Genomic DNA, 20152 nt, shown 5'->3' on the forward strand with positions numbered 1-20152 from the left:
GACTGTATGTAGTGCACAATCGACCCGTGACCGGCCGAGACCCAGACGTTACGACCGGCAGTGTCGAGTCCGCACCTGCGGCGCAACGCGGACGTCCCCGCGTCGTCGCTCACCACGTGGCGCAGTTGTGTCGTTTCGTGTGGATCGAGTTGCAGTGCTGTGCATTCGCGATCGTGGTCCTCGCAGGAATCGCCGCGTCGACACTGCTGCGCGGATACTGGGACGCACCGATCCTGCGTTACGACGCGCTGCTGGTCTTTCTCGTCGCGGTGCAGGTGATGTTCGTGGCCTCCCGCCTGGAGACACCACGCGAACTGCTGGTGGTCTGCATCTTCCATATCCTCGGACTGGTACTGGAGATCTTCAAAGTCGCCGCCGGGTCGTGGGAGTACCCCGAATCCGGTATCGCCACAGTCGCCGGGGTTCCGCTGTACGCCGGGTTCATGTATGCCGCGGTCGGCTCCTACATCTGCCAGGCGTTTCGCCGGTTCGACCTCGGCCTCGGCAACTACCGCATCGCGGTCGTCGGCACCCTGGCCATGCTGGCTTACGTGAACTTCTTCACCCACCACCTGATCGGCGACTTCCGGTTCCCCCTGCTGGTGGCGTTCCTGCTCGCCACGATCCGAATGCGTGTGTGGTTCACAGTCGGCGACGACCGGTACTGGATGCCGCTGCCGCTGTCGTTCGTCCTGATCGGGCTGTTCTTATGGATCGCCGAGAACATCGCCACCTACTTCGGTGCATGGCAGTACCCCGGCCAGGAAGCCGGCTGGCAGCTCGTCCACATCGGCAAGTTCAGTTCGTGGACCCTGCTGGTGACCCTCAGTTTCGTCCTGGTCACCGCGCTGATTCCCCGGCGACCCGACGACCAGCACCGATGATCGCCGACACCCTTGTCACGCAGGCTTACGCATCGCCACGAATCCACGTTCCCGCAGCAGGACCTTGACGCCGTCGTCCTCATCGAAGACATAGGCCCGGGCAAGAAGGTCATTGAAGTTGTCGGCCACTGCGAGGTCGTGTTCGTCGAACGGAACGACCAGGAGCAGCTCGTGACCGATCAACCGACTGTTGGCGACGAAGAGCGCGGTCCGCTTGTTCCCGTCCTCGAACGGCTGCGCCCGCGCGAGGCTAATCGTCGCCGCCGGAGTTGTGCATCGCCGTGACATCGGTGCCATCGTCGGCGCGATCTCAGTAGCGTCATCGTTGGGGCTTCTTCGTCCAGGTCGGCGTCCACGCGTCACGATCGGTGCGGTTGACTTGTACCGATGCGATGTAGTCGAAGAACACGCGCAGTGACGGGTGCGGGTTGTCTCGACGCCAGATGACCGAATGCGGGTACACAGGTGTCGGATCGCGGAGCGGAATCAGGCGCAGGTCATAGTGTTCCGGCCAGATCAGTCGTGGCGCATCGCCCGCGATGGTGGCAAGGTCTGCGGATTCAGCGAGCGCATCCAGGAGTGCTTCGGTCCCGAAGTTCGGGCCGATGGTGTCGATCGTGAGGTCGAAAGCTGCGGCGAACTCGTCATAGTACGCGGCCCATTCGGTGCCCGGCGTATTGCCCGGCATCCAGATGCGATGCCCCACGAGTTCACTTGGCGAGAGCCGGCGAGCTGAGGCCAGGGGATGTGTCGGGCCGACCAGCAGCTGGAGTTCATCGTCAATTATCCGGACGTGGTTGAGGTCGCTCGGAAGCTTGTCTCTCACAGCCCGGAACGTGGCGTCGAGCGTGCCGTCCTGGACCGCCTCGACAGCTGCGGACGCATCCAGCAGGGTCACCACGTCCAATGCGACTTCCGGGTGGGCTTGATGGAAGTCGCGAAGGAGTAGTCCAGGTGCGATTCGGCGACTGACCGGGTCGATCCGCAGCGCTCTGTGGCCCGGACGAACTGATGCGATCGCCCGTTCCTCGACGGCGAGCATCTCTCGCGCATGAGGCAGGAAGGCTTGCCCGTCCAGGGTGAGCCGGACACCGCGCGCAGCAACTCGCACGAACAGACGAACTCCCAGCGCCCGCTCCAGCGCCGCGATCCGCTTGGACACAGCCTGTTGGGTGACTCCCAGGTCAGTCGCCGCCTCCTGGAACTGTCCAAGATCCGCCACGGAGACGAACGTGCGCACGAGGTCAAGGTCCACCCCGGCAGCCTACATAATCAACCGTAAGTTGTTGGTAGCTACCAGGATCGTTGTTTGCATCGCAGTTAATCGGCCTATTCGATGGAAGTGGTCAACTATTGGTTGTGGAAACGAGGCACCGGTGCAACCGAGTCGGCTCAGCAAAGACTTCAACCAACTGTGGGCTGCCTTCGCGACCAGCTCGTTCGGCACGGGACTCGCCTTCGGTGCCTTGCCGCTCATCGCAGTGCTGGTCCTGCACGCCGATCCATTCGAGGTCTCGTTGCTGGCAGCGGCCGGTACGCCGCACGGGCCAGAGGTTCCGGTTTGCCGACCTCATCGAGGGTTGGCGGTTCATCCTCGCCGACCGCCTGCTGCGCTCACTGTTCCTGAACACGACGGTTGTCAACGGCCTCATCATGGCGACCGAGCCTCTACTGGCCGTGCTCTTGCTCAGAGAGTTCGGGTTCAAAGCATGGCAGTACGGCCTGGCCTTCGGCTTGCCATGTCTAGGTGGGCTTCTCGGGTCGCGCCTGGCCCCGCGACTCGTCGCACGATACGGCCCGCAAAGAGTTCTCTACGTCAGTGGCATCCTGCGCGTCTGCTGGCCAGTGGCGTTCCTGTTTGTACGGCCGGGAACACCGGGACTGCTCACGGTGATCGCGATTGAGTTCGCTCTGATCACCAGCATTGCAGTGTTCAACCCGGTGTTCGCCACCTACCGTCTCCAAAGGCTTCAACCCGAACAAGTCGCGCGAGCTCTCTCCGCCTGGCGGATCAGTGGCAACGCGAGCATCGCTGCGCTCACCGCCGTCTGGGGAGTGCTTGCCGGATTCGTCGGTGCCCACACCGCGGTCGTCCTCGCCGGGGTCGCCCTGTTGGCGACCCCTCCGCTTCTCTCCCGGCGGGAGTTCGATTCGTGACCGTTCGAGTCGTCCGGCCGCATGCCCGCGCACCCTATCTCTGGTCCCCTCATCCACAGACCAGCCACGACATATCGTCGCAGCGCCTCGTGTACGACCAGCTCGACATTTTCGGGCGGACCACCTTCGGACACAATAAATCCCTGATGAGACTTGCTGTCTCACCAGGGATTTGACGTCGGGCTGACAGGATTTGAACCTGCGACCACCTGACCCCCAGTCAGGTGCGCTACCAAGCTGCGCCACAGCCCGTTGCCGTCGTTCTCACGAGGCCTTACAGACATTAGCCCACCACCCCCGCGAACGACTAATCGCCTGGTCAGGGGCGGTGGATGTCATCTACTTCTTACGACGCTGCTCGCGCTTGTCGCGGACGCGGACGTTGATCCGGACCGGGGAGCCGTCGAAGTTGAACTCCTCACGCAGTCGGCGCTCCAGGAACCTGCGATAGCCGGCTTCGAGGAAGCCGGTGGTGAACAGGACAAACGTCGGCGGGCGGGTAGCGGCCTGAGTGGCAAACAGCACGCGCGGCTGGCGGCCACCACGCAGTGGCGGCGGTGTGGCGGCGATGATGTCCTTGAGCCAGTTGTTGAGCTGGCCGGTCGAGACCCGCTTGTCCCAGGACTCCAGCGCACCCTCGATGGCGGGCACCAGCTTCTGCACGGCCCGGCCCGTGCTGGCAGAAATGTTGACGCGCCGCGCCCACGGCACCCGGGCCAGTTCGCGGTCGATCTCCTTGTCGAGCTGATAGCGCCGGTCCTCGTCGACCAGATCCCACTTGTTGAACGCGATGACCAGGGCCCGGCCGCTGTCGATGATCATCGACAGCACCCGCAGGTCCTGTTCGGTGATCGGTTCGGACGCGTCGATCAGCAGAATCGCCACCTCGGCCGCATCCAGGGCCGAACGGGTCCGCAGCGAGGCATAGTATTCGTGCCCGCTCGCGGTGCGGACTTTACGGCGCAGACCGGCGGTGTCGATGAACTGCCATGTCTTGCCGCCCAATTCGACGAGTTCGTCCACCGGGTCGACGGTGGTGCCGGCAACATTGTCGACCACCGACCGCTCGGATCCGGCAAGCTTGTTCAGCAATGAGCTCTTGCCCACATTGGGTTTGCCGACCAGCGCCACCCGGCGCGGGCCCCCCAAGGTTGTTGCCTCACGCGGGGTTTCGGGAAGAACCTCCAGGATCTTGTCGAGCACGTCGCCGGCGCCCCGGCCGTGCGCCGCGGACACCGGATGCGGCTCCCCCAGCCCCAGCGACCACAATGCGGCGGCTTCGGCTTCCTGCCGTTCGCTGTCGATCTTGTTGGCCACCAGGATGACCGGGGTCTTGGAACGGCGCAGCACCTTGGCGACCGCTTCGTCGGTCGAGGTGGCGCCGACGGTCGCATCGACCACGACGACGATCGCGTCCGCGGTCTTCATCGCGAGCTCCGCCTGCGCCGCGACGGCCTGCTGCAAACCCTTCGCATCGGGCTCCCAGCCACCGGTGTCGACGACGGTGAACCGCCTGCCCGACCAGCTCGCCGCGTACGACACCCGGTCCCGGGTCACTCCGGGAATGTCCTCGACAACGGCTTCCCGGCGCCCGAGGATGCGGTTGACGAGTGTCGACTTGCCGACGTTCGGCCGCCCGACGATGGCGACCACCGGCACCGGTCCCCCGGTACCGAGTTCGTCCCCGTCGACCAGATCGCTGATTTCCCAATCGGTTTCATCCGACCACGTGCCGTCACCGGCAACCGTCAGGCCGGTATCGATGTTGTCGGTCACGGCTGTACTCCGATCCGCTCGTCGACCAGGCGAGCCAGTTCGTCGAGTACCTGGTCGAGGGTGAGGTCGCTGGTGTCCACGAGGACGGCGTCGTCGGCCGCCCGCATCGGCGACACCGCCCGGGTCGAATCGAGATGATCACGCCGGTTGACCGCCGCCAGCACCTCGTCATAGTTGCTGGGCTGCCCCAGCTCGAGGTTCTGCTGATGCCTGCGCTGAGCGCGCGCTTCGGCGGTCGCGGTGAGGAATACCTTGAGCCCGGCATCGGGGAACACCACGGTACCCACGTCCCGGCCTTCAATCACCACAAATCGGTCGCGCGATACTTTCCGTTGCAGCGCAACCAGTTTCGTACGAACTTCAGGGACAGCCGACACCGCCGACACCGCCGCGGATACCTCGGCTGTGCGGATCCGGTCCGAGACGTCCGAATCGTTCAGGAACACCCGGTTGGTGCCGTCGGCATCGATGATGACGTCGACGTCCACGTCTGCCATGGCAGCGGCGATCGCGGCCGGGTCGTCGAGCGGCACACCGAGATCGAGCGCCGCGAGGGTGACGGCCCGGTACATCGCTCCGGTGTCGAGACACTGCGCACCGACCGTACCGGCGAGAAGTTTGGAGACGGTGGACTTTCCGGTCCCGGCAGGACCGTCGATGGCGACGACACGGGCCGATCCGGTCACCACGCCCGTATCCGGTGCGGTCGGCACGTTCGGACTGGTGCTCACAGGCCGACCGCCTCGTACAGTCCACCGATCTCGTCGCGGCCGAGCACCCGCAGGCTGCCGGCCCGCTGGTCGCCGAGGGCGACATCGCCGACCTGGGTGCGCAGCAGTCGGCGCACCGGGAAGCCGACTTCCTCCATGAGGCGGCGGACAATCCGGTTGCGGCCCTCGTGCAGCACGATCTCCACCAGCGACGCCCCATTGTTGACATCGACGATGGTGAACGAGTCCACCTTCACCGGCCCGTCGTCGAGTTCGACACCGGCCCGCAGGGTGCGGTTCAGGCTGCGCGGCACCTCGCCCTTCACGGTCGCCATGTATGTCTTGGGCACCTCGTACGACGGGTGCATCAGGCGGTGCGCCAGCTCGCCGTCGTTGGTGAGCAGCAGCAGGCCCTCGGTGTCGGCGTCGAGGCGGCCCACGTGGAACATCCGGTGCCCGGCCATGACGCGTTCGGCGATGATGTCGCCGATGCACGGGCGCCCCTGGTCGTCGGCCATCGTCGATTGCATGCCGCGCGGCTTGTTCAGTGCCAGATACTGTTTGGTCTCGTCGATGATGACGCGGGCGCCGTCGACCCGCACGATCGCGGTGTCCGGGTTGATCCGCAGTCCCTGTTCGACGACGATCTCGCCGTCGACGCTGACGCGGCCGGCGGCGATCAGTTCTTCGGCACCGCGCCGCGACGCGACACCGGCCTGTGCGAGCACCTTCTGCAGGCGAACCCCGTCGGAGACATACGACGCGCCGCCGTCACCTCCGGCGTTCCCGCCCTGGTGCCGAGCCGGGCGAGCATTGTTCAGACGCACCTTTCCCGACGTGACGTCGGGCTTCGAGGTGCCCTTGCGGTGAGTCTTCTTGGCCGGCCTGCCCGTTTCGGCGCCGCCCTTGGCGGCCTTTGAATACTGCGAACCCGTCTTGGGCTGCCCTGCTTTGCGCGCCCCCCGTCCGGGCTGTCCCCCGGACGATGCGGATGTGGAACGACCTGCGCGTTTACGCGGGCCCGGTGTGCCGTCTCGGCTAGCGGATGCCATGTGGATCTCTCATTCGGCGGACGAGGACACGTCGTCGTCCGGTGTCTTCTCTCCCGACGAGTGTGCCCTCTTGGCGTCGAGTTTGGCGAATCGTGGATCGGTGAGCAGCTCGTCGTCGAGCGAATCGATGACATCCACATCCGGCAGCAACGGTGCCAGATCAGGCAGTTCGGTCAGTGAGGCCAGGCCCAGCCGTTCCAGGAACATCTCGGTGGTGCCGTAGGTGGTGGCCGACGTGGTGGGGTCGGTGCCGACCTCGACGATAAGACCGCGGGCCAGCAGCGTACGGACTACTCCGTCGACGTTGACGCCGCGGATCGCGCCGACCCGCGCCCGGCTCACCGGCTGCCGGTAGGCGATCACCGCGAGCGTCTCCAGCGCCGCCCGCGTCAGTTTGGAACGCGCCCCGTCCAGGAGCAGACGCTCGACATACGGCGCGTAGTCGGCGCGGCTGTAGAACCGCCAGCCATCGCCGGCGAACCGCAGGTCGAAGCCGCTGCGTGCCACCCCGAAGTCGGCCGACATCTGCTGCAGCATGGGAGCCACGCGGGCCTCGTCCTCGTCGACGGCGCGGGCCAGATCCGCGGTGGGCGCCGGAGTGTCCACCACGAGCAGAACCGCCTCGAGCGCGGCACGCAGCTCGGCGTCGTCGAGCCTGACTTCGGACGTTTCGACGGCCTCCTGGTCCACCCCCACCTCACGCTCGCCGTCGCTGGTCTTGTCGACCATCGCTTCTTCCACCGGGTCGTCGCTCACTCGTAGTCTTCCTCTCCCCGACTGAGATTCACCTCGTCCGGCGCGCGCTCGCCGGTCCAGCTCACCTTGAGCTCGCCGAGCGCCTCGGGCTGTTCGAAGGCGATCGCGCGTTCGCGGAACAGTTCCAGCAGCCCCAGGAACCGTCCGATCACCTCGTACGGGTTATCGCAGGTGGCGACGATCTCCCGGAAACTGAACCAGGCGCCCGGATCGTCGAGCAGCATCGCCATCACCAGTCGCGCCTGCGCGGGCACCGATACCTTGGGCACGTGCAGGTGCGCGAGACCGACGGCCGGTGCCGGGCGCGGGGCCAGACCAGCAGCCGCGATCTCGGCAAAACGCGCCGCGTCGACGCCGAGGGTGACCTCCGGAAGCAGCCCGGTGAACCGTTCCTCCAGCGATACCGACCGCGGATACCGTTGCAACGCAGCGGCTTCGAGCTCGCCAAACAGTTCGGCGACCTGCTTGTAGGCGCGATATTGCAGCAGCCGGGCGAACAGCAGGTCGCGCGCCTCGAGCAGGGCGAGGTCCTCGGCGTCGTCCACCTCACCGGCCGGCAGCAGCCGCGCCGCCTTCAGATCGAGCAGTGTGGCCGCGACCACCAGAAACTCGGTGGTCTGCTCCAGGGTCAGCTGATCACCGAGCCTGCGGGTGTAGGCGATGAAATCGTCGGTGACCGCGTGCAGCGCCACCTCTGTCACGTCGAGGCGATGCCTGCTGATCAGATCGAGCAGCAGATCGAACGGTCCCTCGAAATTGGACAGCCGTACCTGAAAACCCTGCTCGTTGTCACTCACCTGACGTGATCACACGACGCCGGCGTCACGTGCGATGACCTCGCGCGCCAATGCCCGATACGATTCGGCCCCGGCGGATTTGGGCGCCCATGACGTGATCGGTTCACCGGCGACACTGGTCTCCGGGAACCGGACGGTACGGTTGATGACGCTGTCGAACACGATGTCGCCGAACACCTGGACGACCCGTTCCATCACCTCACGCGAATGCAGGGTGCGGGAATCGAACATCGTCACCAGGATGCCGCTGAGCGTCAGCTTGGGATTGAGCCTGTCACGCACCTTGTTGACGGTGTCGTTGAGCAGTGCCAGCCCGCGCAGACTGAAGTACGCGCATTCCATCGGGATCAGCACGCTGTCGGCGCAGGCCAGCGCGTTGACGGTGAGCAGACCCAGCGACGGCTGGCAGTCGATGAGCACGAAATCGTAGCGGTCGAGCACCGGATGCAATGCCCGGGCCAGGGACTGTTCGCGACCAACTTCGGTGACGAGCTGGATCTCGGCCGCCGACAGGTCGATGTTGCTGGGCAGCAGGTCCATGCCGTCGACCCGGGTGCGCATCAGCACGTCATCGATGGCCATCTGCGGTGGCACCAGCAGGTTGTGCACCGTCGCGTCGAGCTCATGATGCGGTACCCCGAGCCCCGCGGACAGCGCGCCTTGCGGATCGAGGTCGACCAGCAGCACCCTACGACCGCATTCGGCCAGGGCCGCACCGAGATTGATCGTCGTGGTGGTCTTGCCGACGCCGCCCTTCTGGTTACAGATCGCGACCACCGACGCCGGGCCGTGCTTGTCCAGCGGCCGCGGGTCGGGGATCTGCCGGTAGGGCCTGCCCGTGGGGCCGAGCGGCACATCACCGGAAGGCCCCGCACCCCCGGTGTCGGGTGCGGACTCCGCGACGGGTGTGGGCTGATCTGGTTCGGGCTGTGGCTCTGCTGCGAGCAGATGCTCGGAATCGGGTAGCGCTACGGACGGCTCCGGTGCGGGCACCGACGGCGTTGAGGCTCCGTCCGGGTCCCCGCTGTCAATTGTCACGTCCCCCGCGCTCCCTTCGTCGGCTGAGTCGGCCTGGCGTGAAATCAAGGATCTGGTAGTTCCGATTGTCCAGCCTAATAGGTCCACGACGTCTGATCATCGCGGATCGCCCACATCCGCCGCGACCGGTCACCGGGCCCTCGGATGTGCGGTGGCGTAAACCTCACGCATCGTGTTGACCGTCACGAGCGTATACACCTGTGTGGTGGTGACCGACGCATGGCCGAGCAACTCCTGCACCACCCGGACATCGGCACCACCGTCGAGCAGATGGGTGGCAAAACTGTGCCGCAAGGTGTGCGGTGAGACCGTTTCGGCGATACCAGCGCGTTCGGCGGCCGAGGCGAGGACCTGCCAGGCGCTCTGCCGCGACAGACGCCCACCCCGCGCGTTGAGGAACACACCGGGCCCGACCGATACCGACCTGGCACCCGCGGCCAGTGCCGGCCGGCCACGCACGAGATAGCCGTCGAGCGCGTCGGCCGCCGGTCCGCCGATGGGCACAATCCGCTCCCTTCCGCCTTTACCGCGCAACCGAACTGCGCGCGCACCGATATCGAGGTCGTCGACATCGAGGCCGATCGCCTCGGAGATCCGCGCACCACAGCTGTAGAGCAGTTCCAGCAGCGCGCGGTCGCGAAGCGCGCGCGGGGTGTCGTCGGTGCCGACGGCGTCGAGGATCCGCGCCACGTGATCGATGGGCAATGACTTCGGCAGCCTCCGCGGTGCGCGCGGCGGGGAGACCTCGTGGGCGACGTCGACATCGGTCCACCCCTCGGCCACCGCGAACCGGTGCAGCCCGCGAACGGCCACCAGGGTCCGTGCGATGGAGCTGTCGGCGAGCGGGACGATCGACCGGTCGGGGTCTCCCCTGCGTAGCTCCACTAGAAATTCGCGCACATCGGCGCAGGTGATCTCCGGTAGCCGGTCGATCCGTCGGCCGGCAAGGTAGCCGAGGTACCGGGTGAGGTCGCGCCGATAGGAACTGACGGTGTTGGTCGCCGCACCCCGCTCGACCGTCAGGTGATCGAGGTAGCGGCCAACATCGTCGGTCAGGCTCATGACCGCCGGGCGTCGCCGTGTTTACGCGATTGCAGTCCGGTCGGCTGGTCGGTCCATTCCGCTGACGGGTCGCGCAGTGCGGCGCCGTTCGTCAGTGCCACCGACACGGCGAGGATCCCGGCGACCGCTGTGGCGTTCACGATCTCCCCGGACAGGACCTGGGCGACGGCGTCGCCGAGAGCAACCCATTCGACCGCCATGTCGGCCTCTTCGTCGTGACGTTCCGCCGGATTCAGGGAGTGCAACGATTCAGCCAGATAGACCCGCAGGGCCTCGTCGGTGAATCCCGGGGACAGCGCCAGGTCTGTGAGTACCCGCCAGGAGTCGGCCGCCAGATCCACTTCTTCGGCGAGTTCGCGCTGCGCCGCCGTCAGCGGGTCCTCGTCGGGTCCGCCGTCGAGCAACCCGGCGGGTAGTTCCAGCAACCGGCGCCCGATCGGATGCCGGTACTGGCGCACCATCGCCACGCGACCGGCATCGTCGAGCGCCACGACCGCGACCGCGCCATGGTGTTCGACCACCTCACGTTCGGCGATCCGGCCGCCGGGCATCTCGACCTGATCGACGCGCAATGCGAGGATCGCGCCGTCGTAGACGGTGCGTGAGTCGCGCACGACGAAGTCATGCGATCCCGGTTCGCTCACGCTTCGGCGTCCCCGGAACCGGCCGACGGGCCGCCCTGCTCCCGCTCACCCGCGTCGTACTCCCCGAGATCAACCGGAAGACGTTCGGCCGCTTTATATTTCAGCGACGACTCGATCAGTGAACGGAACAGCGGATGCGGTCGGGTCGGTCGGCTCTTGAGCTCCGGATGAGCCTGTGTGGCCACCAGGAACGGATGGCGGTCGCGCGGGTACTCCACGAACTCGACCAGCTGGCCGTCGGGCGAGGTGCCCGAGAACACCAGCCCCGATTCGGCGATCTTGTCGCGGTAGGCGTTGTTGACCTCATAGCGGTGCCGATGCCGTTCGGTGACATCGAGAGTTCCGTACGACTCGGCCGTGACGGTGCCGCGGATCAGCTTCGCCGGATACGAACCCAGGCGCATCGTCCCGCCGAGATCTGCCTCCCCGGCCACGATGTGTTCCTGGTCGGCCATCGTCGAGATCACCGGATGCTTTGTGTCCGGGTCGAATTCGGTGGAGCTGGCCTCGTTGAGACCCACCGAGCGGGCCGCCTCAATCACCACGCACTGCAGCCCGAGACACAGACCGAGCAGCGGAATCCCGCGCCGGCGACTGTAGGCGATGGTGCCGAGTTTGCCCTCGATGCCGCGGATGCCGAAGCCGCCCGGCACCAGGATCCCGTCGACATCGCCGAGTGCGGCCTGCGCGCCCTCGGGGGTGGCGCAGTCATCCGACGGCACCCATTTGATCTCGACCTTGGCCCGGCAGGCGAAGCCGCCGGCCCGGATCGCCTCGGTGACCGACAGATACGCGTCGGGCAGGTCCACATACTTGCCGACGAGCGCGATCCGCACGGTCTCCCGCGGTTCGTGGACCCGCTTGAGCAGTTCCCCCCACACCGTCCAGTCGACGTCGCGGAACGGCAGATCGAGCTTGCGCACCACGTAGGCGTCAAGGCCCTCGCTGTGCAGCACCTTGGGGATGTCGTAGATCGACGGCGCATCGGGCGTGGAGATACAGCCCTCGACGTCGACATCGCACATGAGCGCGATCTTGGCCTTGAGACCCTCAGGGACGTCCCGGTCACAGCGCAGGATGAGCGCGTCCGGCTGGATACCGACGTTGCGCAGCGCGGCCACCGAATGCTGCGTGGGTTTGGTCTTGAGCTCACCCGACGGCGCGAGATACGGGACCAGCGACACGTGCAGGAAGAAGACGTTGTCGCGGCCCACGTCGTGCCGGATCTGCCGGGCCGCCTCGATGAACGGCAAGGATTCGATGTCGCCGACGGTGCCACCGATCTCGGTGATCACCACGTCGGGTGCGTCACCGTTCTCGTCGGGGGCACGCATCGCCAGGACCCGCGACTTGAGTTCGTCGGTGATGTGTGGGATCACCTGAACCGTCTCGCCGAGATACTCGCCGCGCCGTTCCTTGGCGATGACCGTCGAATACACCTGCCCGGTGGTCACATTCGCCGACTGCGACAGGTTGCGATCGAGGAACCGCTCGTAGTGTCCGACGTCGAGATCGGTCTCGGCCCCGTCTTCGGTGACGAAGACCTCTCCGTGCTGAAACGGGTTCATCGTGCCGGGGTCGACATTCAGATAGGGGTCGAGCTTCTGCATCGTCACCCGCAGCCCGCGGGCGGTCAGCAGTTGACCGAGGCTGGAAGCGGTGAGTCCCTTACCAAGCGATGAGGCGACACCACCCGTCACAAAAATATGCTTAGTGCCTGCGTGCACGTGGCGCAGTGGTCGCAATGCGTCTCCCGTCAGGATGAATCAGGCTCGAAACCTGCTTACCTACGGGACTTCACAGTAGCACCAGTGCCCGTACCCCGGTTCGACTCGGCAACGACGGCGCGCCGCGACCGGCACCGGTCCGGAGCACGGGCGCGTACTCTAGCGCGCGCCGACTGTGATGGCCGTGGCTCCGGGGCCCGTACCGTACGCACCGGTCCGTGCATTCCCCTCTTCCGCGAGTGTGAGCACACTGGTGATCCGGCCCGTCGGGACGTCGGCGTTGTCGACGGTCGAGATCGCGTTGCCCAGCGCCGGATCCGAACGCACGATCGCGATGGGTGATCCACCCGTCGCCGATCCGATGCGACCGACCAGCGACCCACCCTGTCCACGCGCTGCCATCGCGGCGGCGAGCCTGCCGACGAGTTGTCCCTTGGCTCCCGAGTCCCCACCGTAGGCGCCGCCCGTGATCACCAGCACCAGGTCGGCAGGTGTGATCGCATTGTCGACATAGCCGATGAACCCGCCTTCGCGAAGAGCTTCGAGCCCCACCCGCGAATCCTCGGCCGCAGCCGCGCGCGTGTCGGCCGAATGCAGCGTCAGTGTTCCCAGCAGGTCACCGGCCCGCGACCCCGAGTCGACGTAGTCGGCACGCAGCTGCGCGCCGACGGGAATCGTCTGGTCGATGATGCTGCGCAACTTGGCGGCCTCGTTGTCCGCCACGAGTTGCTCGGAGATCTCGATCTGGCCGGCGAAGCCGGCGCCCGCGGCCGATACCGACTCCTTGAGCGCATCGACATCGGCGTCGACGACACCCGGGACGGTGACCACGAGCACCGAATGACCTTTGAGTGTCTGGGCGATCAGGCGCGGCGCCATCGCCCGGTCGAAGCTATCGGCCGAGTTGAGCTTCGCGTTCAGCTGGTCGCGTTCCTCCTGCAGGTCGCCGATCCGGTCGCGTTTTGCGCCGGTCAGCGAATTGACCTGATCACCGACGAAACCCGAACCGAGAAAGAGCCCGAGGGCGAGTGCGAGGAACACCGCAACCAGCGAAATCGCGTGTTGACGCAGCGAGATCATGCGCTAGCGGTTCCAGACGCCGCGCGCCCACTCGACCAACCGATCCCACTGAGCCACGATCCAGTCCCAGGAGTCAGCCCCCGAATTGGACAGGACGACCGCGGCGATGATCGCGATGAGCGCAGCCAGCACGACGAAAGCGATCGCGGTACCCGAAACCCGGCTACGGTACAGCGTTGCAACGGCTTTCGCGTCGACGAGCTTGGCCCCGACCTTCATCCGGGTCAGGAACGTCGACGGGTTGCTCTCCCGGCGCGAGCGGTCGAAGAAGTCGTCGAGGTCGCCGCCGCAGCCTGCGGTGACGATCAGGTCCGCACCATGGTGGTCGGCGAGCAACAGCGCCAGGTCCGAGGGTGATCCCGCGGCGGGGAAAGTGGTTGCCCCGATGCCGAGATCCTGGATCCGTTCCAGACCGGGCGCATGACCGTCGGTATCGGCCGGAAGTACCAACTGCGCACCTGATTTGAGCGTCTGGGTCTTGAGTTCGTCGGGATCGGCGATGATGACCGCAGGCTTGTAGCCCGCCTTGACCAGCACGTCGGCACCCGCCCCGACACCGATGAGTACCGGCTGATACTCCTTGATAAACGGTTTGAGGGATCTCAGATCGGCGGCGTGATCGGGTCCGTCGGCGACGACCACCACGTGGCGGCCCTTGAGGTTCACGTCGATCTCGGGGACACCCACTCCGTCGATCAGCAGCGGCGACTCGTTGCGGATGAACTCGATGGTGTTGCCCGAGAACGCTTCCAGATGATCGACCATGCCCGACTTGGCATCGATCATCATGTCGGCGATCTCGATCTCGTCGAGTTGGGTGCCATGTGCCAGCCGTTTGTCGCCGACGTACAGGTGATCGTCGTCGACGCGGAGTCGGGCGCCGTCCTTGACCCGTTTGAACACCTCCGGCCCCGTGTTGTCGAGCAGGACGATGCCGGAGGCAACCAGCACCTCGGGGCCGAGGTTGGGGTAGCGGCCGCTGATGGATTCGGAGGCGTTGACCACCGCCACCACACCTGCCGCGACGAGACGGTCGGCGGTGGCGCGGTCGAGGTCGACCTCATCGAGGATGGCGATGTCGCCCGGCCCGACGCGACCGAGCAGCCGGCGAGTATTGGTATCGATCCTGGCGATTCCGGTCACACCAGGAAGTTCTTCTGTGGAGCGCGTGAGCAGAGCAGGCATCTTCATGAGGGCAATGATTGCCCCGCTCTGTGGGTCAGTTGGGGAGGCGCGCCGTAACATTCGCAACTTTTGTCACACCAACACCATCTGTTGCGGCCAAGCTCGTGGGCCGAGTCGCTCAGCCCGCGCGTTCGCGACCGCCTTCGGTGGCAGGTCCGCGCTCGGCCTCCGCAGTCGCCAGCAACTCCTCTGCGTGGGCCCGGCCGGTGTCCGAGTCACCGAGCCCGGCAAGCATCCGCGCGAGCTCCGCCACTCGTTCCGACCGGTCGAGCGTGCGTACCGTGCTGGTGACCTTGCCCGTCCTGCCCGCCTTACCGGCTCCCACAGAACGAACCTGTTTACCGATGACCAGGTGATTGTCCGCGAATGCGGCCACCTGTGGCAGGTGCGTCACCACGATCACCTGATGTGCCCTGGCCAGCCGCGACAGCCGGCGACCGATCTCCACTGCCGCCGCACCACCGACGCCGGCATCGACCTCGTCGAACACCATGATCGATCCGCTCGTCGGCTCGGCCAGCACCACCTCGAGCGCCAGCATCACCCGCGACAGCTCGCCACCCGACGCCGACCTGGCGATCGGCAGCGGCTGCGCGTCGCGGTGCGCCACCAGCGAGAACTCGACGCGATCGGTTCCATTCGGGCCGGCGTGCAGCAATTCGCCGCCGCAGTCGACGGCCAGCCGATCATCGGCCGAAGCCCGATCGCCGGTGACGGCGACGGCAACGGCCGCCTCCCCCATCGCCAGGCCGGCGAGTTCGCGGGACACCTTCTTGCCCATCGAATCGGCCGCCTTGAGCCGGATCGCGGTGAGTTTGCCCGCCGCCTTTGCCACCTCATGAGCGGCGTCGGCAAGCGCGGCTTCGAGTTCTTCGATCGACCCCGCCGGGTCCTCGATCTCGGCCAGCCGGGCCCGTGCCTCGTCGCGCCATTCGATCACGCCGTCGATGTCGGGCGCGTACTTGCGCAGCAGCGCTTTCAGCTCGGCCTGCCGGGTCAGCAGTTGGTCGAGTGAATCCGCGTCCGTCGGCAGGTCGGACAAGAAGTCGGTCAGTTCGGCACCCACGTCCGTGACCACGGTCAACGCCTCGGCCACGCGCGGTAGCAGCCCGCGCAATGTGTCATCGGTGGATGATTCCAGGAGCGAGCGCACCTGGCCCAGGCCATCGATCACCGACCTGCCTTCGTCGGCGACGATGCCGTGTGCGCTCACGGCCGTCGTCCGGATCGTCTCCAGATCTGTCAGGCGCCGGATCGTGGCCGTGAGCTCTGTGTCCTCGCCCGGTGACGGGTCGACCACGTCGATCTCGCCGATGCCGAAGCGCAGTCGGTCCGCTTCCTGCGCGAGTTCGCGCATGTTGCCGCGCCGCTGCTCGAGCTCGTCGAGGATCCCCGTCCAGGTGTCCCGTGCCGAGCGGTAACCGGTGAGCGCCTTCGCTGCCGGCGCACCGGCGAAGGTGTCGAGCGCGCTGCGCTGATGCTCCGGTTTGAGCAGCCTCAGCTGGTCGTTCTGGCCGTGAATGGTCAACAGGCTGGTGGTGATCTGACCGAGCACTCCGACCGGCACCGACCGGCCCCCGACATGGGCCCGCGAACGACCATCGGCGGCGACGGTGCGCACCGCGATCACCGAGTCGTCGTCATCGACCTCACCACCGGCCGCGGACACCATTTCGGCGACCTCCCCGGCCCCCGATGGCAACCGGAATCGGCCTTCGATGATCGCTTTGGGGCTACCGGTCCGTACGCGCCCGGCGTCGGCACGGGCCCCCGAGAGCAGATGGAGGCTGGTAACGATCATCGTCTTGCCCGCACCCGTCTCGCCGGTGAGCACGGTGAACCCCGGATGCAACCGGGCCGACGCGTGCTCGATCACACCGAGCCCTTCGATGGTCAGCTCTTCGAGCATGTCTACCCTTGTCTCCCCCGCCACGCCGCGTCGTTCCCGCCCCGCCACGCCGCGTCATTCCCGCCCCGCCACCCGGTCACCGGAAGCTTGAATTTCGTCACCAACCGGTCGGCGAACGGCTCGGAGTCGATACGCAGCCACTTCAATGGCCGTGGACTGCGCACGATCTCGATCCGCGCTCCCGGCGGTACCTGTAGCTGCCTGCGACCGTCGCACAGCACCACCGCCGAGCGGCCGCCCTTGTCGATCTCCAGCGCGATCCGCGACCGCGGGCTCGTCACCATCGGCCGGGCGAACAAGGCGTGCGCATTGTTCGGCACCACCAAGATCGCCTCCAGATCCGGCCACATCACCGGTCCGCCCGCGGAGAACGCATACGCGGTCGAGCCCGTAGGCGTCGAAACCAGCACACCGTCGGCACCGAACGCCGACACAGGCCGCCCGTCGACTTCGGTCACCAGTTCGAGAACGCCGTGATTGGTCCGGTTCTGCAGCGCGATCTCGTTGAGTGCCCAGCTCTGGCCCAGGATCTGGCCCGGATGAGCCGGGTCGGCGATGGTGACGTCGAGTGTCATCCGGTCCTCGATCCGGTAGTCCCGCTCGACGAGACGAGTCATCACCTCGTCGATGCGGTTCGCCTCGGCCTCTGCGAGAAATCCGATCCTGCCGAGGTTGATTCCGAGGACTGGGACGTCGGCCCCGTACGCCAGTTCAGCGGCGCGCAGAAATGTTCCGTCACCGCCGAGAACGATCACAAGCTCGCACCCGGCCGCGGCATCCGGATCGCCACCGGTCACCGCGACATCGGCACCGATATCGCGCAGGTCCGCCGGATTCACCGGAAAACTTTCGGGGAGTTCGGGTCCGAGTTCGACCTGACCGGTCGGAAAATCGACGCCCGGCACAAAACTCCGGGTGTCGTGATCGATCACCCGTAACGTCACACCCGCGGCGGCACAATGACGCGCGATCGCGGCCGTGGTCTCGGTGACGATCGCGCGTCCCGTATGTGCGACCACCAGGAACTCCCGATGATTCCCACCGCGCCTATCACCGTCCACTGCTGTCCTTCCGTTCACCGCGACTTGAGGTCGGTCTTGGCCCCGTCGCCCGACGACGATCGGCCCACTCCGTACTGGCCTGCCCCGATGGGCGTCGTCTCAGCGAGGGCCTGCCTCGACCGCGGCGACGATCATCGCCATGATCTCAGGACCGACGGGTTGCGCGCTCACCGGAGCGCTCCGGTCTCCGACCTTATCCGCCGCCGCCGACATACCGCCCGGCACGTCGGCGGGTTTGTGCAACCAGATGAAGTACTCGACGTTACCCGCGGGCCCGGGCAGTGGGCTGGCCACAACACCCCGGGTTTCGAGCCCCAGCACGGCGGCGTCGCGGGCCACCTCGGCCACCGCTTCGATGCGTAGTGCGGGGTCACGGACCACTCCGCCGGCACCGACCCGATCCTTGCCGACCTGAAATTGTGGTTTCACCATCGGGAGCAGGTCACCATCAGGCTCGACGCAGTCGGCGAGTGCCGGTAGCACAAGGGACAGGGAGATGAACGACAGGTCGGCCACGACCAGGTCAACTGGTCCGCCGATCTGGTCGGATGTGAGGCTACGCACGTTGGTTCTGTCGTGCACATCCACGCGGACGTCGTTCTGCAGGCGCCAGATCAATTGGCCGTAGCCCACATCAGCGGCCACCACCCGGCCTGCATCACGGCGGAGCAGGACATCGGTGAACCCACCCGTCGAAGCCCCCGCATCGAGACAGCGGCGCCCGGCGACCGTCAGCCCGCTACCGGCGAAGGCGTCGAGCGGGCCGATCAGCTTGTGCGCCCCTCGCGAAGCCCAATCGTCCGGCGGCGCGTCGACGACGACGATCGGGGTATCGCGGGCGACATTGGTGGCAGGCTTCGCGGCGACCACACCGTTCACCTTGACCGTTCCGGCTTCGATGAACTCACGCGCCTGTTCGCGGGAACGGGCCAGGCCGCGCCGCACCAGTTCGGCATCCAATCGGGCTCGCGCGGCCATTCAGCTCCACCCTTCGGAAAATGTGGTGAACCAGCACGACCGACTCATGGGCGTTCGACGCCCTCAAGCGCCTCGGTCAGCTCGTCGTGGGCGCGTTCGAGCAGTGCGCTCTGCTTGGCGAGCCCGACGAGGTCGAAACCCTTGCTCTCAGTCTGCTGCAGCGCATCGACCTGGGCCAGCAGCTCACGCACCGCGCCCACGACAGCATCGTCGCCGACGTACTCCGATTCGGTCATCGCAAACTCACGTCAGCCCACTCCGGCGAGACCGAGCTGCGCCAACAGTGCGTTCACGGTGTCGTCGGCACCGGAGATCCTGAGCAATCCGTGATCGATGGTCTCGCTCGAGGCCCAGACCGCGGCCGCTAGGCTCGGCAGCAGACTCTCGGCAGACCCTCCGGCGGACTTCACGGTGATCGTGTCACCGTCGATCTCGATCTCCCAGCCATCGTGCGGGGTGATCGCAACCAGGTCGGCAGACAGATACAGACCCCGCAGGTCAGCGGTCACATAGGTGGGACGTTGCTCGGGCGGCGCCGCGAGCAGGTCGCGTGCGGTGCTGACCCCGGTCAGGACGAGCAGGCTGTCGAGTCCTACTGTGTGCGCACCTTCGATGTCGGTGTCGAGACGGTCGCCCACAACAAGCGGCTTATTGACACCGCTGCGACGGATCGCATCCACCATCAGCGGTGCTGCGGGCTTACCCGCGACCAGCGGACTCTGCCCGGTGGCGTTGGCGACTGCAGCGACAAGAGATCCATTGCCCACCAGCAGTCCGCGTTCCGATGGCAACGTGGCGTCGATGTTGGTGGCCACCCACAGCGCTCCGGCCCGGATCGCGAGTGCGGCCTCCGACAGTTCCGCCCACCCGATGTGCGGTGAATACCCCTGGATAACGGCGTCCGGCTTGTCGTCGGCACTGCGGGCGACACCGATGCCCACCTCGCGAACCTCCTGCGCGAGTCCTTCCGAGCCGACCACCAGCGTCCGCGATCCCGGTTCGAGGTGTTCGGCAAGGAGCTGGGCGCCGCTTTGTGCGCTGGTCACCACCTGCTCGGGCTCGGCGTCGAATCCTAGTTCGTTCAGGTGATCGGCGACGTCGACGGGACGCCGACTGGCGTTGTTTGTCACGAAGAACTGAGGAATCTCAGCGCGGGCGAGCGTCTCGCGGGCACCGATAATCGGTGCCTTGCCGCCGAAGACAGTTCCGTCGAGGTCGAGAAGCAGCGCTTCGTAGGCTGCCATGATCGATCCTGCGGGCAGCTCATTCACTTCGGGCGCGGCCGCAGGTGATGCGGAGTCACCGTCGATCACCGTGATGATCTCCGAACTCTCCT

At 66.3% G+C, this 20152-nt stretch carries 20 protein-coding genes and 1 tRNA gene; 2 read left to right on the top strand and 19 right to left on the bottom strand.

Annotation, left to right across the window (positions count from 1 at the left end; translation table 11 throughout):
* The first annotated feature begins 26 nt into the window (after positions 1 to 26).
* Complete coding sequence (locus tag Q0627_RS19925) at positions 27 to 884, top strand: DUF817 domain-containing protein (RefSeq protein WP_291014508.1); 858 nt, start codon at positions 27 to 29, stop codon at positions 882 to 884.
* A 15-nt stretch (positions 885 to 899) separates the two neighbouring features.
* Here Q0627_RS19925 and Q0627_RS19930 read toward each other — a convergent pair whose 3' ends face one another.
* Positions 900 to 1172, bottom strand: coding sequence for a hypothetical protein (locus tag Q0627_RS19930; protein WP_298812143.1), 273 nt, complete (start codon positions 1170 to 1172; stop codon positions 900 to 902).
* A 31-nt stretch (positions 1173 to 1203) separates the two neighbouring features.
* Positions 1204 to 2139 carry a LysR family transcriptional regulator gene (locus Q0627_RS19935; RefSeq protein ID WP_298812146.1) on the bottom strand — a complete coding sequence of 312 codons (936 nt, stop codon included), beginning with the start codon at positions 2137 to 2139 and terminating at the stop codon, positions 1204 to 1206.
* A 206-nt stretch (positions 2140 to 2345) separates the two neighbouring features.
* Between Q0627_RS19935 and Q0627_RS19940 the strand changes: the two genes are divergently transcribed.
* Positions 2346 to 3041 (top strand): MFS transporter, encoded by a 696-nt coding sequence (locus Q0627_RS19940; RefSeq protein ID WP_298812177.1) that lies wholly within the window; start codon positions 2346 to 2348, stop codon positions 3039 to 3041.
* 178 nt (positions 3042 to 3219) lie between these two features.
* Here the strand turns inward: Q0627_RS19940 and Q0627_RS19945 are convergent.
* The 17 genes from Q0627_RS19945 to Q0627_RS20025 form a co-directional block, all read right to left on the bottom strand.
* A tRNA-Pro gene (locus Q0627_RS19945) sits at positions 3220 to 3293 on the bottom strand.
* A gap of 87 nt (positions 3294 to 3380) precedes the next feature.
* A complete protein-coding gene (gene der / locus Q0627_RS19950; RefSeq protein WP_291011456.1) occupies positions 3381 to 4817 on the bottom strand; it encodes a ribosome biogenesis GTPase Der in 1437 nt (478 codons plus the stop codon).
* Entirely contained in the window at positions 4814 to 5506 is a 693-nt protein-coding gene (cmk, locus tag Q0627_RS19955) for a (d)CMP kinase (RefSeq protein ID WP_291011504.1), read from the bottom strand. Before cmk ends, der begins: the two co-directional genes overlap by 4 nt.
* Before the next feature lie 38 nt (positions 5507 to 5544).
* Positions 5545 to 6579 (bottom strand): pseudouridine synthase, encoded by a 1035-nt coding sequence (locus Q0627_RS19960; protein ID WP_298812151.1) that lies wholly within the window; start codon positions 6577 to 6579, stop codon positions 5545 to 5547.
* 9 nt (positions 6580 to 6588) lie between these two features.
* Positions 6589 to 7308, bottom strand: a complete 720-nt coding sequence (gene scpB, locus Q0627_RS19965; RefSeq protein WP_291011507.1) for an SMC-Scp complex subunit ScpB — start codon at positions 7306 to 7308, stop codon at positions 6589 to 6591.
* Positions 7309 to 7331: 23 nt separating this feature from the next.
* On the bottom strand, positions 7332 to 8132 hold the full coding sequence (locus Q0627_RS19970; RefSeq protein WP_291011460.1) for a ScpA family protein: 801 nt from the start codon (positions 8130 to 8132) through the stop codon (positions 7332 to 7334).
* A 9-nt stretch (positions 8133 to 8141) separates the two neighbouring features.
* On the bottom strand, positions 8142 to 8987 hold the full coding sequence (locus Q0627_RS19975) for a ParA family protein (protein WP_291011510.1): 846 nt from the start codon (positions 8985 to 8987) through the stop codon (positions 8142 to 8144).
* A 312-nt stretch (positions 8988 to 9299) separates the two neighbouring features.
* Positions 9300 to 10232, bottom strand: a complete 933-nt coding sequence (gene xerD, locus Q0627_RS19980) for a site-specific tyrosine recombinase XerD (RefSeq protein ID WP_291011462.1) — start codon at positions 10230 to 10232, stop codon at positions 9300 to 9302.
* Positions 10229 to 10876 carry an NUDIX hydrolase gene (locus Q0627_RS19985; RefSeq protein ID WP_291011464.1) on the bottom strand — a complete coding sequence of 216 codons (648 nt, stop codon included), beginning with the start codon at positions 10874 to 10876 and terminating at the stop codon, positions 10229 to 10231. The genes xerD and Q0627_RS19985 overlap by 4 nt, the downstream gene beginning before the upstream one ends.
* Positions 10873 to 12636, bottom strand: a complete 1764-nt coding sequence (locus Q0627_RS19990; protein ID WP_291011513.1) for a CTP synthase — start codon at positions 12634 to 12636, stop codon at positions 10873 to 10875. Before Q0627_RS19990 ends, Q0627_RS19985 begins: the two co-directional genes overlap by 4 nt.
* 126 nt (positions 12637 to 12762) lie before the next feature.
* The gene (locus Q0627_RS19995; protein ID WP_291011466.1) at positions 12763 to 13683 is read right to left on the bottom strand and encodes a copper transporter; all 921 of its coding nucleotides are present in this window, start codon (positions 13681 to 13683) and stop codon (positions 12763 to 12765) included.
* Positions 13684 to 13686: 3 nt separating this feature from the next.
* Entirely contained in the window at positions 13687 to 14874 is a 1188-nt protein-coding gene (steA, locus tag Q0627_RS20000) for a putative cytokinetic ring protein SteA (RefSeq protein ID WP_298812156.1), read from the bottom strand.
* 112 nt (positions 14875 to 14986) lie between these two features.
* Positions 14987 to 16777 carry a DNA repair protein RecN gene (gene recN / locus Q0627_RS20005; protein WP_291011471.1) on the bottom strand — a complete coding sequence of 597 codons (1791 nt, stop codon included), beginning with the start codon at positions 16775 to 16777 and terminating at the stop codon, positions 14987 to 14989.
* Positions 16778 to 16779: 2 nt separating this feature from the next.
* Positions 16780 to 17838, bottom strand: a complete 1059-nt coding sequence (locus Q0627_RS20010) for an NAD kinase (RefSeq protein WP_298812163.1) — start codon at positions 17836 to 17838, stop codon at positions 16780 to 16782.
* A gap of 99 nt (positions 17839 to 17937) precedes the next feature.
* Complete coding sequence (locus Q0627_RS20015; RefSeq protein WP_298812166.1) at positions 17938 to 18816, bottom strand: TlyA family RNA methyltransferase; 879 nt, start codon at positions 18814 to 18816, stop codon at positions 17938 to 17940.
* A gap of 44 nt (positions 18817 to 18860) precedes the next feature.
* Positions 18861 to 19052, bottom strand: coding sequence for a hypothetical protein (locus Q0627_RS20020; RefSeq protein WP_291011478.1), 192 nt, complete (start codon positions 19050 to 19052; stop codon positions 18861 to 18863).
* Between the two features lie 12 nt (positions 19053 to 19064).
* Positions 19065 to 20152: HAD-IIA family hydrolase (locus Q0627_RS20025; protein ID WP_298812169.1), on the bottom strand; the 1088-nt coding region annotated here is incomplete at its 5' end.

The organism is uncultured Gordonia sp. (genome assembly GCF_937858515.1).
Taxonomy (GTDB): Bacteria; Actinomycetota; Actinomycetes; order Mycobacteriales; family Mycobacteriaceae; genus Gordonia.

Bases quoted from the DNA above. Each gene is read 5' to 3' on its own strand.
- Q0627_RS20020 (WP_291011478.1), bottom strand. From the start codon at position 19,052: ATGACCGAATCGGAGTACGTCGGCGACGATGCTGTCGTGGGCGCGGTG.
- Q0627_RS19930 (WP_298812143.1), bottom strand. From the start codon at position 1,172: ATGTCACGGCGATGCACAACTCCGGCGGCGACGATTAGCCTCGCGCGG.
- xerD (WP_291011462.1), bottom strand. From the start codon at position 10,232: ATGAGCCTGACCGACGATGTTGGCCGCTACCTCGATCACCTGACGGTC.
- scpB (WP_291011507.1), bottom strand. From the start codon at position 7,308: ATGGTCGACAAGACCAGCGACGGCGAGCGTGAGGTGGGGGTGGACCAG.
- steA (WP_298812156.1), bottom strand. From the start codon at position 14,874: ATGAAGATGCCTGCTCTGCTCACGCGCTCCACAGAAGAACTTCCTGGT.
- Q0627_RS20015 (WP_298812166.1), bottom strand. From the start codon at position 18,816: ATGGCCGCGCGAGCCCGATTGGATGCCGAACTGGTGCGGCGCGGCCTG.
- Q0627_RS19960 (WP_298812151.1), bottom strand. From the start codon at position 6,579: ATGGCATCCGCTAGCCGAGACGGCACACCGGGCCCGCGTAAACGCGCA.
- Q0627_RS19995 (WP_291011466.1), bottom strand. From the start codon at position 13,683: ATGATCTCGCTGCGTCAACACGCGATTTCGCTGGTTGCGGTGTTCCTC.
- recN (WP_291011471.1), bottom strand. From the start codon at position 16,777: ATGCTCGAAGAGCTGACCATCGAAGGGCTCGGTGTGATCGAGCACGCG.